The organism is Stenotrophomonas lacuserhaii, from assembly GCF_039674585.1.
In the GTDB taxonomy this organism is placed as follows: Bacteria; Pseudomonadota; Gammaproteobacteria; order Xanthomonadales; family Xanthomonadaceae; genus Stenotrophomonas; species Stenotrophomonas pennii_A.
In genome coordinates this window covers 1-13110 of sequence record NZ_JBDJNU010000063.1, presented here as the reverse complement: position 1 = coordinate 13110, position 13110 = coordinate 1, and the positions used below count along the sequence as shown (strand labels likewise).

Annotated in this window: 9 protein-coding genes; 4 read left to right on the top strand and 5 right to left on the bottom strand. The window is 67.0% G+C overall.

Translation table 11 applies throughout. From position 1 onward, the window contains the following. Positions 1-118: 118 nt before the first annotated feature. Genes ABE522_RS16710 through ABE522_RS16690 form a run of 5 tightly spaced genes read right to left on the bottom strand, consistent with a single transcriptional unit; the run spans position 119 to position 7095 of the window. Positions 119-1297, bottom strand: coding sequence for a GDSL-type esterase/lipase family protein (locus tag ABE522_RS16710; RefSeq protein ID WP_346592662.1), 1179 nt, complete (start codon positions 1295-1297; stop codon positions 119-121). 13 nt (positions 1298-1310) lie between these two features. After that, complete coding sequence (locus ABE522_RS16705; RefSeq protein ID WP_042615032.1) at positions 1311-2063, bottom strand: SDR family NAD(P)-dependent oxidoreductase; 753 nt, start codon at positions 2061-2063, stop codon at positions 1311-1313. 54 nt (positions 2064-2117) lie between these two features. Next, the gene (locus ABE522_RS16700) at positions 2118-3428 is read right to left on the bottom strand and encodes an MFS transporter (protein ID WP_346592661.1); all 1311 of its coding nucleotides are present in this window, start codon (positions 3426-3428) and stop codon (positions 2118-2120) included. After that, positions 3425-5665: an oligoalginate lyase gene (locus ABE522_RS16695; protein WP_346592660.1), complete on the bottom strand. Its 2241-nt coding sequence runs from the start codon at positions 5663-5665 to the stop codon at positions 3425-3427. The genes ABE522_RS16700 and ABE522_RS16695 overlap by 4 nt, the downstream gene beginning before the upstream one ends. Then, positions 5662-7095 carry a polysaccharide lyase 6 family protein gene (locus ABE522_RS16690; protein WP_346592659.1) on the bottom strand — a complete coding sequence of 478 codons (1434 nt, stop codon included), beginning with the start codon at positions 7093-7095 and terminating at the stop codon, positions 5662-5664. Before ABE522_RS16690 ends, ABE522_RS16695 begins: the two co-directional genes overlap by 4 nt. A gap of 250 nt (positions 7096-7345) precedes the next feature. Between ABE522_RS16690 and ABE522_RS16685 the strand changes: the two genes are divergently transcribed. The 4 genes from ABE522_RS16685 to ABE522_RS16670 all read left to right on the top strand — a co-directional run bounded on the left by ABE522_RS16685 (position 7346) and on the right by ABE522_RS16670 (position 12976). After that, the gene (locus tag ABE522_RS16685) at positions 7346-10231 is read left to right on the top strand and encodes a TonB-dependent receptor (protein ID WP_406846385.1); all 2886 of its coding nucleotides are present in this window, start codon (positions 7346-7348) and stop codon (positions 10229-10231) included. A 103-nt stretch (positions 10232-10334) separates the two neighbouring features. Then, on the top strand, positions 10335-11078 hold the full coding sequence (locus ABE522_RS16680; protein WP_346592658.1) for a FadR/GntR family transcriptional regulator: 744 nt from the start codon (positions 10335-10337) through the stop codon (positions 11076-11078). Between the two features lie 499 nt (positions 11079-11577). After that, entirely contained in the window at positions 11578-12540 is a 963-nt protein-coding gene (locus ABE522_RS16675; RefSeq protein ID WP_042615026.1) for an SPFH domain-containing protein, read from the top strand. Position 12541: 1 nt separating this feature from the next. Continuing rightward, on the top strand, positions 12542-12976 hold the full coding sequence (locus ABE522_RS16670; protein ID WP_182656836.1) for an NfeD family protein: 435 nt from the start codon (positions 12542-12544) through the stop codon (positions 12974-12976). Positions 12977-13110: the final 134 nt, after the last annotated feature.

The following is a 13110-nucleotide window of genomic DNA, read 5'->3' as shown; positions in this document are numbered from 1 at the left end:
CACCCCCGCCGGGGGGGTTCCCCCCCCCCTGTTGGGGGGGGGCCCCCCGTGTGTCGTACAGGCACCCCCCGGCCACAACGGGTCCCCAAAACGGTCCGCCCCCCACCGGTCAGGACGATCAGGGCTTCCGGCAGCCCAGCATCCCAAGGTCGATCGCATCGGCCATGCGCGCATAGCCTTCATCGTTCGGATGCAGGTGATCGCGGGTTATGCTGCCCGGCAGCGATTCCGGCACCGCCGGGTCGCGCAGCGCCGCATCGAAATCCACGACGCCGTCATAGCCACTCTGCGGGCCGCGCGCCCAGGCATTGATCGCCGTGCGCGTGGCAGCTGAAACAGGTTCGTAGCGCTCCGAGCCACCGAACGGGGTCAGCGTGCCGATGAACGCACGCCCGCCGTGCAGGTGCACGCGGTCGGCGATCTGCCGGTAGCCGGCCTGCATGTCTTCAGCGTTGCGGCCGGGCAGTGGTGCCGGCCCACCGCCATGGCGGATATCGTTGATCCCTTCGAACACGATCACCTGGTCGGCGTCGGCGGTGGCGATCACATCGCGATCCAGCCGCGACAGCGCGCTGTGGCTGCGGCCGTGGTCGAGCAGTTTGTTGCCACTGATGCCTTGGTTGAGCACCACGAAGCGGTCCGGGCAGGCACTCTGCAACCGCACCGCCAGCCGTTCCGGCCACTGGTTGTACGAGCCGCGCTGGGCGGTGGCGCCTTCGGTGATGGAATCGCCGAGCGCCACGATCACCGACGGCCGATCCGCGCGCTGTACCAGTACCGCGGAGAACACATTCTGCCGGTAGGACACCGCCACCGAATCGGCGATGGTCGGATGACGGCCATCGGCGACCCGCACGGTGGTGCGCCGGACCGCAGGCCGGGTCGCCTGCGGGAAGTAGCCGGTGACCCGGATTTCATCCAGTGCGGCCGCGTGCAACGGCATGACATCGGTCAACAGCGCCGCACCGACCGGCACCTCGATGACATCGCGCCCGCCCACGGTGACCGGCAGCGCAGTGCCGGACGGGCCCTGCACGGTCACGTTCTCCACGCGCAGCGGGGCGGTGCCCAGTTCATTGCTGATGCGCAGCCGCAACGCATCGGCGCGGCTGCCCAGCCGCATGTCCTGGCGCACGGTCTGTGCGGCGAACTGCATGGGGGCCTGCGGCGTGCCATCCAGGCGATCCGGCGCGGGCGAGGCGGTCCATGCGGTGACCCACACCGGCTGCGCAGGGGCAGCCGATGCGGAGAGCGCCGAACCAACGGCAAAGGAAACAGCAGTGATCCAGCGCAGCATGGCAAAACTCCGGTCAGGAGAAGAACGTACCGCCGTTGACGTCGACGTTGGCACCGGTCATGAAGGCTGCCGCGTCCGAGGCCAGGTAGACCGCCACGTCGGCCGCCTCTTCCGGCCGGCCCTGGCGACGCAGCGGCGTACCGGCGGCCACCGCGGTGCGCACTTCCGGCTTGGTGAACTCATCGTGGAAGCGGGTGGCGATCATGCCGCAGCACAGGGCGTTGACCCGGATTCCCTTCGGGCCGAGTTCCTTCGCCATCGCACGGGTGAAGGTCATCACGCCGGCCTTGGCGGTGGCGTAGATCGCCGCGCCCGGGCCGCCGCCATCACGTCCGGCCTGCGAGGCGAAGTTGACGATCGCCGCGCCTTCGCCCATGTGCGGAACGACCGCGTGGGTGGTCAGGTAGGTGGAGGTGAGGTTGAGGTCGATCACCTTGTGGAAGAACGCCGGATCGATGTCGGCCAGCGGGCGACGCTCCACCATGCCGCCGGCCACGTTGACCAGCACGTCGATGCGGGGACCAAACGCGGCCTGCGCCGCAGCGACCAGGCCGGCAACCGCGGCCGGATCGGTGACGTCGGCGCGGTGCACGATGGCCTGGCCACCGGCGGCCTGGATCAGCTCCAGTGTCTGCCGCGCACTGGCTTCATCGTTGGCGTAGTTGATGCAGACGCGGGCGCCGGCAGCGGCCAGCTTGATCGAAATGTCGCGACCGATATCGCGGCCGCCACCGGTGACGATGGCTACCTTGTCCTGGAATGACATGGGGTGAAACTCCTTGTTTACGTGAGGGGGAAAAAAGGGAGCGCAGGCTTGCGCTCAGGGATTCGGCGAAGGGGCATCGAGGCGGCGCACCGTGCCGGTGATCCACCACAACGCGATGAGCGAGAGCGGCACCAGGGCCGCCACCAGCATGAACATCGGCGCGTACGATTCGCGCGTCAGCACCGGCACCAGCCAGGTGGTGATCAGCGTGCCGGCCACGGCGGCGAGGCCACCCAGCCCGGCCAGCGTGCCGACCGAGCGTCCGCCGAACAGGTCACCCGGCAGCGTCTGGATGTTGCCGATCGCCACCTGGAAGCCGAACAACACCGCGGCGATGGTCAGCACGGCGGTCAGCGGCTCGGCCGCCAGCACCGCGCCGAGCAGGGCAGGGGCCATCACCACGCAGCCGAGGGTGATCGACCATTTGCGCGCGCGGTCGACGCTGTGGCCGGCGCGGATCAGCCGGCCGGACAACCAGCCACCGGTCAGGCTGCCGAGCATCGCGCCGACGAAGGGGACCCAGGCGAACAGGCCGATCTGCTTGATGTCGAAGCCGAAGGTTTCCGCCAGGTAGATCGGCAGCCAGGACACGAACAGCCACCAGATCGGGTCCAGCAGGAAGCGGCAGGCCAGCATGCCCCAGCTCTGCCGGTGCGCCAGCAGTTCGCGCACGCTGCGCCGCGGTGCAGCCGGGTCGGCCGCTCCGGCCTGGTCCTGCATGATCAGCCTGCGCTCGGCGTCGCTGACCCACGGATGCTTGTCCGGCCCGGCGCGGTAGACGAACAGCCACGGCAGCAACCACAGGAACCCCATCGCACCGATCACCACGAAGGTGCCGCGCCAGCCCAGCCACAGGTACAAGGCGGCGATCGCCGGCGCCGACACGATCGCACCGATCGAGGCACCGGCATTGAACACGCCCTGTGCCAGCGCACGCTCGCGTGCGGGGAACCATTCGGCATTGGCCTTCACCGCGCCCGGCCAGGCGCCGGCTTCGCTGACCCCGAGCATCGCCCGCACCAGGCTGAAGGACAGGATCGAATGGGTGACCGCGTGCAGCGCGATGGAGATCGACCACACGCTGATGGACAGGGCGAAGCCCATCCGGGTGCCGATCAGGTCGAACAGTCGACCGAACAGGAACTGGCCTGCTGCGTAGAACAGCATGAACACGGTGACCAGCAAGGCGTAGTCATCCTTGGTCGCGCCGACCTCGCGCGCGATCTCCGGCCACATCACCGCCAGCGCATTGCGGTCGATGTAGTTGATCACCGTGGCGACCGCGATCAGGCCGACGATCAGCCAGCGCACCGCCGAGCGCACCGGCACCTTGCGCAACGTGTCGAGGGCGGCCGGCCCCTTCATCGTGCATCCCCTTTGCCGGCCGCGCGGTCGATCCGCGCATGGCTGCCGCGCCAGCGGTAGCTGCGCCCCTCCACGCTGACGGTGTGTTCGACATCGGCGCTGCTGTCATCGGCCACGCCCAGCGCAAGGCGCGCGCCGCTGGCCAGGGTGACCTCGACCAGCTCGGCATCGCTGCCGCGTGCGCGCTTCAGGTCGCGGATCTGGCTGTCGGCACCGTGCACGTACTCGGCGGTGCCGTTGTACTCGCCATGCGGCTCCAGCACGCTGAAGAAACTCACCGCGCGCTGGCCGTCCACGCGCTGCACCAGCGCCGGTTCGCGGCGCAGGTTGAACTCGGGATCGTTGGCACCGCTTTCCACCAGCAGGGCCTGCGCTGGCGCGCTGCTGCCGAAGCGGTAACTGTAGAAGCGCCCGTCGAGCAGCCACGCCAGCGTGCGTTGATCGCTGCCGGCCTGGCTGCGCGCATCCAGCCACAGGTGCTGGTAGCCGTTTTCCCTGCCCAGCACCGGGCGCTGGTCGACGAAGCGTTCAGCCTCGAATCCGGTGCTGACGATGTGGCCGTTGAAGTGCAGCGGCAGGTCGAAGCGCGCTGCCTTGTCCGCACTCACCTGCAGCAGGTCCAGCACCACCGGCAGGCCCAGCTCCGGATGCTTCAGCAGGGCCTGGGTACGGGTGAACACCACGCCGGGATACGCATCGCGCATCGTCGCCGAAGCGACCTGGGTATCCTTGCCGGCGTCGAAGAAGCGCACCGTCGGCGCATGTTCCTCGCCGACCTTCCAGTCGCCGTTGAAGTGGCTCTTCTCGTCCACCACCAGCGTGTTGTGGGCGATGGTCTGCTTGGCCCAGCTGCGGTTCTCGGCCAGGTAGATGCCACCGCGCTTGGCTTCAACGTTGAGGAAGCGGGCCGAACCGTAATCGGTCACCACCCGCTGCCCGTTGTCATAGAACAGCCAGTTGAGCTTGTCGAAGTGGCCGTGTCCCATGCCCTGCATGGTGTCTTTCTGTACCAGGGCCTGGCCGCGTTCACCGCCCATGCGCAGGATCGCCAGGCCACCTTTGTCACCGTCCGGGCCATCGCGCAGCAGCATCGGGGTGTAATCGAACGGCTTGGCCTTGCCGGCGGCCAGGCCCTGCGCCACCTTCAGCCCTTCCGGGGTCAACAGCAGGCGGCCCTGCTGTTCGGCGACGGACAGCAGCCGGTGATCGCCGCTGCGGGCGTAGGCGATACCAATGCCGGCCACCAGTTCCTCGGTGTCCACGCCCTTGTCCAGGATCGCATCGTTGATCGGGAAGAACAGGCCGTCGTAGCTGCTCTGCACCAGCACGTCGACCGCCTTCAGCAGCACGCCATCGCGGCGCTCGAAGATGCGGCGTTGCGGCTCGTTGCGTTCGATGGCATTGGCGAACAGCAGGAACGGCGCCAGCGCATAACGCTGGTAGTAAGGGCCTTCTTCGTAGTAACCGTCCGGCGAGAACAGCAGGTCGACCTGGCGCAGGAAGCCGAATTCATCGTCCTTGCGGCTGCCGCGCAATGACTTTTCCACCAGCTCCTGGTCGCGCAGCACATAGCCGGTCATGCCGGTGGCCGCTACCGCCCAGGTGGAATGGTTGTGGATCTGGTCGAAGTTCTTCGGCTCACTGGCGAGGAATCCGGCCATCGGACGGAACACGTTGTCATCGATGGTCTGGCGGTCCTTGGCCGGCAGTGCGTCGCGGATCGCGTCGTAGCCCTGCACCGCATTGACCAGCCACACCGAGTCGTTCAGCACCTGCCAGAACACCCGTCCGGGGATCTGCCCGCGGCCTTCCGGATGCGGGCCCAGCGTCGGGTACAGCGTGGCGTACTCCAGCAGCATGCGCCGCGCGTAGTCCACGTAGGCGGTGTCACCGGTGAGGCGGTACAGCGTGCCGGCAGCCAACAGCGCCTGGTAGTTGCGCTTGTGCTGTTCGTGGGTGCGGCCGCCGCCCTTGTCCTTGGGGAAGGGCACGTCGATGCCGGCCTTCATCATCTTTTCCAGCATCGCCTTGTTGCGCGCCTGCTCCTTGGCGAACCACGGATAGCGCGCCCCATCGCTGGCCATCTGCTGCCACTGCGCAGCGGTCACCAGCACCGGGGCGGTGCTGCTTTCCGCCGCTGCGGGGGCCGCGGCGAAGGCCGTCGAGGCGGGCAGCAGGGCCAGGGTTGTGGTAGCGGCCGCCACGGCGAGGGCAAGCGACAGGCAGGTGTGTTTCATCGATCAGCTCCATTGGCGGGCAGGCGGTGGCCGACAGCGGCCGCATCCGTCCATTCCCCTTGTTTGGGATACCAGGTGACCCCGGTATCGTCGCGCGGTATCACCGCCAGGTTGGTTGCCGCGCCCACGTCGGCCAGCGCGGGCGAGGGCCACCACAGTCCGTTCGGCGCCTGCACCAGCGTCACGGTCATGCTGTCCACGCCGCCCGGCAGCGCGGTGGAGGCAAGCGGCGACTGCACATTGCCGCTGAAGGCCACGCCGGCCAGGCTGCCATCGACCGTCACCGGATTGGCACCGGTGCGGTTGACGATCAGGTTGGCGCGGAACTGGCTGCTGCTGGGCGGCACCACCATCCCGCTGGCCGCGTTGTAGCCCACGCCGAAGCTGACCTTGGCCACGTCGACGAAGGTATTGCGCTCGATCAGGGCATCCACCACCGGCGAGTAGCCCGACAGCGCGGCGTTGGCCTGGCCATGCATCACCGCCAGGCCGGCGCGGTTGCTGCTGCCGGCCAGCGCCTGGAAATAATTGTTGCTGACCTGCTGCTGCGCGTTGATCACGCGAACGCCGCCGGTGCCGGCCTTGCCATCACCCAGGAAGACGTTGTCCAGCACGCGGTTGCCGTTGCCATGGCGCAGCGTCAGCGACCCGGCCGAGCGGTAGAACACGTTGCCGCGGTAGGTATTGCCGCCCGACTTGTTGGAAATGATCTCGGTTTCGCCATCACAGCCTTCGAACCAGTTGGCTTCGACGGTGCTGTTGGAATCGCTGAGCGAGGTGTCGCTGGTGCCGACGCGCAGTGTTTCGCCGCCGTTGACGCCCAGCCCCGGCCGCGGGCCGAACCAGTTGTGGTCGATGCGGTGCTGGTTGTCCAGGCCCTGGGTGGCGTCACGCACCACCACCACGGTAGGGCCGGCGTTGGTCTTGCCGCGCAGCTGGCTGTGGTCCAGCCGGTTGAATGCGCCGTACAGCATCACCCACTGGTCCTGGTCGGCCGCGTCCGGATTGCTGTAGTCATCGATCACCAGCCCGGTGACCCGGCTGTTGCGGGCGACCGCCTTGCTGGATTCGCGGAACGCCACCACTGCGTCGCTGGGGCTGTAGCCATCGCGGAACACCAGGTCGGCCACATGCAGGTACTGGCCGGCCAGGCGCAGGTCGGACTGCCCGCTGAGCACCACCTGGCCGGGCGACTGCGCGCGCAGGGTGATCGGCGCGGCCGCGGTACCGTTGCCTTTCAGCAGCAGGCGCGCGTTGTTCCAGGTGCCGTTGGCCAGCACGATCTCATCGCCCGGCTGCAGGTTGGCGCTGGCGGTCGCGTATTCGCCGGCATCATGGACCAGATAGCTGGCGGCATCCGCAGGCGAGGCAGGCACGATCCCCAGGGCCAGCAACAGGGCGGCGGACAGATGGCGTGTTGGACACTGCATGGTGTTCCCTCCGAAGCGTGGCCTGCGATGCAGGGGATGATTGTAAGCCGTGGTGCCAGTCCAGTTGGACTGCAAAGTAGGGCAAGAACTTGGCTAAGTCATGCTGCAACAGCACATCTTTCTACCGAAAATTGGCCTATAGCAGAGGTAAGACGAAAGAATCAGTCCAATTGGTTGACATTTGTGTGTCCGCATGTCGAAAGTGCGCCCCATGCCCGCTGTGCGGGACATCCTTTGGGAGGAGGACATCATGCGTCGTACCGAACTGCCCGTTTCACCGTTCCATCCACATCCGCTGGCGGCCGCCCTGCTGGCAGCGCTTTTCGCCGCGGCGCCTGCCATGGCCCAGCAGGCCGATCCGCCGGCCACCGGCGCGGCCACCACGCTGGACCAGGTGCAGGTCACCGGCATCCGCGAATCGATGCAGAGTTCGATCAACAAGAAGCGCGACGACACGGTCATTTCCGATGTGCTGTCGGCCGAAGACATCGGTGACCTGCCGGCGCCATCGCTGGCCGATGCCATCGAGACGCTGACCGGCGCGGCCTCCACCCGCGACAAGACCGGCGCCTCGGAAATCTCGATCCGCGGCCTGGGTGCGTTCCTGAGCAGCACCAATTTCAACGGCCGCGAGATCACCAACGGCAGCGGCGATCGTTCGGTGAACTTCAACATGTTCCCGGCCGAACTGATCAATACCGTGGCGATCTACAAGACCCAGCGCGCCGACATCATCGAAGGCGGCGTGGCCGGCACGATCGGGCTGGAGACGGTGAAGCCGCTGGAATACGGCAAGCGCTCGGTGCAGATGGACCTGCGCGGCAGCTGGGCGGAGTACGACAAGAAATACAAGGACGACGATGGCATCGGCTACCGCGGCACGGCCAGCTACATCGACCAGTTCGAGTTCAGCAACGGCGGCAAGCTCGGCGTCTCGCTGGGCATCCAGCGCCTGGAAGGGTCTGATCCGGAAGAGAGCATCACCAGTGGCTCCACCTGGTACGCCTGCGACGGGCGGGTCAATGTCGCCAACGCCAACTGCACCGAGCCGGGGGCTGCCGCGATTGCGGCCGGCACGCCTTACTACCTGGTGCCCAGCAGCCGGATCTACCGCCTGAAGCAGGAGCGCAACGACCGCCAGAGCGAGTTCGCCGCCGTGCAGTGGCGGCCCAATGATGTGGTCGAGGTCAATGTCGATGTGGAACACACCGACCGCAACTGGTATGAAAACCGCAGCGACCTGAGCCTTTCCAACACCCGGCGTGGCATCGTGGACCGCCAGGTGGACGACAACGGCGTGGTGCGCGCACTGTCCGGCAGCACCTCGATCGATTCGACCTCCAACCGCTATTGGCGCAACGAGGAGTACACCGGTGGCGGCCTCAACCTGATCGTGCGCCCCAGCCCGGCCTGGGAACTGTCCACCGATCTGTCGTATTCGCATACCCGGCGCGTCGACAACGAGCGCGCCACCCGCCTGCGCGCCAACCAGCGCGACACCGCCAATGCGATCGTGCCCGGCATCAGCAGCGGCACCACCGGTTATGTGAACTATGACTGGGCATGGCAGGGCGAGGTGCCGAGCGTCTACCTCGATCCCGCCTTCGACCCGGGCAACTGGGACGCCTACACCGGCGCGGCGCGCGTGACCTCCAGCGAGACCGAGAACGACCATCAGATCCGCGCCGGCCGCTTCGATGCCAGCTTCATGCCGGAGGACGGATTCTTCACCCGGATCAAGGGCGGGTTGCGTGCCAGCCAGGCCGATTACACGCTGCGCGACAACACGCTGGTTACCGATTACGACCAGCGGATTGCCGGTGACAAGGCCTCGATCATCGCCGCCAACCGCGGCTGCCGCACCGCCTTCCCGCAGAAGGACTTCATGGATGCCGCCAGCGGCAACACGATCTCCGAGTGGGCCTACTTCGACCCGATGTGCCTGTACCAGTCCTTCCGCGGCACCAGCGACAGCCTGCTCGACCCGTCGATGCAGGATCCCAACAACGTGGACATCACCGAGAAGACCCGCTCGCTGTACCTGCTGGGCGAGTTCGCCAGTGAATGGTTCGGCCTGCCGGTGACCGGCAACGTCGGCGTGCGCTGGGTGAAGACCGACGTGCGTTCGGAAGGCGTGCGCACCGGCCTGACCGTGGTGGACAACGGCGATGGCACCATCCGCCTGCAGCCGACCGGCGACTTCACCACCCAGACCTTCAAGGCCGGCAACGACAAGCTGCTGCCCAGCGTCAACGCCTCCTTCGAACTGCGTGATGACCTGCTGCTGCGCGTGGCGGGTTACCGCGCCATGTCGCGGCCGGACATTTCCGCCCTCGGCGCCGGCCGCACCATCAACGTCAACGGTGATGCCAGCTTCGGCAACCTGGCCGATGCGCTGGACGACATCAGTGCCAGCGGCAACCCGGCCGCGCAGCCGCTGATGAGCTGGAACGGTGATCTTTCGCTGGAGTGGTATCCGAACCCGGATACGCTGCTGGCCGCCGCCGTCTACTGGAAGCAGTTCAACGGGGGTACGGCGACCGCGCTGGTCGATGAGACCTACACCCTCAACGGCCAGTCGGTGACGGTGCCGGTGCGCCAGCAGGTCACCACCGACGAGGACAGCACGCTGACCGGCATGGAGCTCAGCGCCACCCATCGCTTCTCCTACCTGCCGCAGCCGTTTGACGGAATGGGCTTCAAGGTCAGCTACAACTACGCCGATTCGGACTACGAAACCCAGGATTCGCGCCTGGGCGAGCAGCTCGCCAGCGATGGCAGCGTGATTCCCGCGATCGTCTCCCCGGCCGGCCTGAGCGGGTTCTCGCGGCACGTCCTGTCCGGCTCGTTGTACTGGGACGTCGGTCCGTTCAACATCCAGGCCATCGCCAAGTTCCGTTCGAAGTACTACCAGGACTTCACCGGCAACACCGCGCAGCAGAACCGGTACTACGATGACAACACCAGCGTGGACCTGCGCGCCCGCTACCGGGTGAACAAGAACCTGTCGCTGTCGCTGGAACTGATGAACATCACCAATGAACCTCGCGTGGCCTACCAGCCTTCCTATGGCAACTTCCGCGAGGTGGTGAGCTACGGGCGACGTGCATTTTTCGGTGTACGATACAAGTTCTGAACGAGACGGCGCGATCCTGGTGATCGCGCCGTTGCTCCAACCGGACCAGCCCCGCGTGCGGTGGCCCGGGACGGTGCCGGAGGGAACCACCGAGGGTCAGCCCATGTCCGCCAACCGCCTGTACCAGACCATCGCCGCAAAACTGCGCAAGTTGATCGAGGACGGAGAGTTCCCGCCCGGCGCGCGCCTGCCTGGCGAACGGGAACTGGCCGAACGCTTCGGCGTGAGCCGGGTTACCGTGCGCGAGGCGGAAATCGCCCTGGAAGCGCAGGGCTGGATCGCCATCCGGATCGGTTCGGGGGTCTACGTGAAGCCGCGTCCGCTGGACGGGCAGGGCGGCTTCCCTGACGTAAGCGCCTTCGACCTGACCGCGGCGCGCGCGGTGTTCGAGGCCGAAGCGGCCGCGCTGGCGGCCGGCAACCTGGACGATGCGGACATCGCCGAACTGCGGGTGCTGGCCGAGGCACTGTGCCGCCGCGACCTCACTGACACCGAAGCAGGCGACTTCGATCGCCGCTTCCACCTGACCATCGCGCGTTTGTCCGGCAATCCGGTGGTGGAGTACTTCGTGCAGCAGATCTGGCGCATGCGCAGCGACCTGCCGCGGGTGGCCGAAGTCTATTCGCGGGTCTGCCACGACGATGGCGCCAGCCGTGCGGACGAGCACATGGCGATCTTCGAAGCCCTCGCCTCGCGCGATCCTGTTGCAGCGCGCAATGCGATGCGCCATCACTTCCAGCGCCTGTTCGAGGCGATGCTGGAAGCCACCGAGAACGAAGCGCTGGCGGAGATCCGCCGCCGCACCGCCCACGACCGCGAACGCTTCATGGCCACGACCCGCATTTAGAGCGTAGCGGCGGGGGCTGCTGGCTTGAGGCAGGGGGCGGGACTGCGCGGGACACGCCGCAAGTCCCGCTCCGCGGCCCGGCCCATCCGCTGGCGGCTGTGCGTTCGAGCGCATGCGAGGCAGTGCCTCGCAAGCAATGCGCGCTCACCCCTGTAGGCTGCATCGCCGCATCCATGCGGCTCAGCGTCCCGCGCAGCCCCGCCCCCTGCCTCTTGGACACTCCGCGAGCGCTGCTTCAAGAAGCCGAGCAACGCTCGGCTGCTCTTTCTTTTCTCTCTTTTGCCCCGGCGGACCGACCCACTGTCAGGCGGCGGCAGGCAGGGGTGTGCAGGACCGTCGTGAGGCAGGAGCCGAACGCGAGCCTACATGGACGTACTTGTGGCGTGTCCTGCACAGCCCTGCCTGCCGCCGCAGCGCGACAGACCAAAAAGCCCGCCAGCGCGGCAAACCCACCCCGCGCGGTATGCTGCAGGTCGGTTTTCATGGAAGAGGAAGCGCGATGTTCCCGACGATGTTCTTTACCGTGGTGCTGGCCCTGGTGGCCGTGATCATCCTGTTCAAGGCCGTACGGATGGTGCCGCAGGGGTACGAATGGACGGTGGAGCGCTTCGGGCGCTACACCCACACCATGTCCCCCGGCCTGCACTTCCTGATCCCGATCGTGTACGGGGTGGGTCGCAAGGTGAACATGATGGAGCAGGTGCTGGACGTGCCGAGCCAGGAAGTGATCACCAAGGACAACGCCGCCGTGCGGGTGGACGGGGTGGTGTTCTTCCAGGTGCTGGATGCGGCCAAGGCGGCGTATGAAGTGTCCAACCTGGAAGTGGCGATGATCGCCCTGGTGCAGACCAACATCCGTACCGTGATCGGTTCGATGGACCTGGATGAATCCCTCAGCCAGCGCGAAGTGATCAATGCCCAGCTGCTCAGCGTGGTCGACCAGGCCACCAATCCCTGGGGCCTGAAGGTCAACCGCATCGAGATCCGCGACATCCAGCCGCCGCGTGACCTGCTCGATGCGATGGCACGACAGATGAAGGCCGAGCGCGAAAAGCGCGCGCAGATCCTCGAAGCCGAAGGCGCGCGCCAGTCGGAGATCCTGCGTGCCGACGGTGAGAAACAGGCGACCGTGCTGGAAGCCGAGGGTCGACGTGAAGCCGCGTTCCGCGATGCCGAAGCCCGCGAGCGCCTGGCCGAGGCCGAGGCCAAGGCGACCCAGATGGTGTCGGTGGCGATCGCAGAAGGCGACGTGCAGGCGATCAACTACTTCATCGCGCAGAAGTACGTCGAGGCCTTCAAGGAGCTGGCGACCTCGCCCAACCAGAAACTGGTGCTGATGCCGATGGAAGCCAGTGGCGTGATCGGATCGATCGCAGGCGTCGCCGAACTGGCCAAGCACGCCTTCGCCAAACAGGAAGAGAAGAAGTCCACGCGCGCGGTGCCGCCGCGCTTTGGAGACTGACATGCGCTGGGAAGTGGTCGGATGGGGGGCGCTGGCCTTGGTCTTGTTCGCCGCCGAAGCAATGGCGCCGGGCGCGTTCATGCTGTGGATCGGCATCGGCGCGGCTGCGGTGTTCCTGATCACCGCGCTGGTGCCCGGCATCCCGGTGCTGTGGCAGGTGGTGGCCTTCGTGGTGCTGAGCGTGGTGGCCATCCAGGCGTATCGGCGCTGGGGCCGCACGCGCGGGCGCGAAAGCGACAAGCCCCTGTTGAACCGCCGCAGCGAACAGCTGGTGGGCCGGGTGGCGGTGCTGCAGCAGGGGATCGTGGCCGGGCAGGGGCGGGTGAGCATCGATGATGCGTCGTGGCAGGTGACCGGACCGGAGTTGGCGGCGGGGACACCGGTGCGGGTGGTGGCGGTGGTCGATGGCGTGCTGCAGGTGGAAGCGAACGGGTGAGACCCCCTCGCGGGTGGGGCTTTATGTATCCGGCGCTGGGCCGGGCGGTGGGGCTGTGCGGGGGACGGCAAAAACTGCATCCATGCGGGCCTCGTTTCGCGCCATCCATGGCGCTCAACGCCCCCGCCCAGCCC

Bases quoted from the DNA above. Each gene is read 5' to 3' on its own strand.
- ABE522_RS16700 (WP_346592661.1), bottom strand. From the start codon at position 3,428: ATGAAGGGGCCGGCCGCCCTCGACACGTTGCGCAAGGTGCCGGTGCGC.
- ABE522_RS16705 (WP_042615032.1), bottom strand. From the start codon at position 2,063: ATGTCATTCCAGGACAAGGTAGCCATCGTCACCGGTGGCGGCCGCGAT.
- ABE522_RS16680 (WP_346592658.1), top strand. From the start codon at position 10,335: ATGTCCGCCAACCGCCTGTACCAGACCATCGCCGCAAAACTGCGCAAG.
- ABE522_RS16670 (WP_182656836.1), top strand. From the start codon at position 12,542: ATGCGCTGGGAAGTGGTCGGATGGGGGGCGCTGGCCTTGGTCTTGTTC.
- ABE522_RS16675 (WP_042615026.1), top strand. From the start codon at position 11,578: ATGTTCCCGACGATGTTCTTTACCGTGGTGCTGGCCCTGGTGGCCGTG.
- ABE522_RS16695 (WP_346592660.1), bottom strand. From the start codon at position 5,665: ATGAAACACACCTGCCTGTCGCTTGCCCTCGCCGTGGCGGCCGCTACC.
- ABE522_RS16690 (WP_346592659.1), bottom strand. From the start codon at position 7,095: ATGCAGTGTCCAACACGCCATCTGTCCGCCGCCCTGTTGCTGGCCCTG.
- ABE522_RS16685 (WP_406846385.1), top strand. From the start codon at position 7,346: ATGCGTCGTACCGAACTGCCCGTTTCACCGTTCCATCCACATCCGCTG.
- ABE522_RS16710 (WP_346592662.1), bottom strand. From the start codon at position 1,297: ATGCTGCGCTGGATCACTGCTGTTTCCTTTGCCGTTGGTTCGGCGCTC.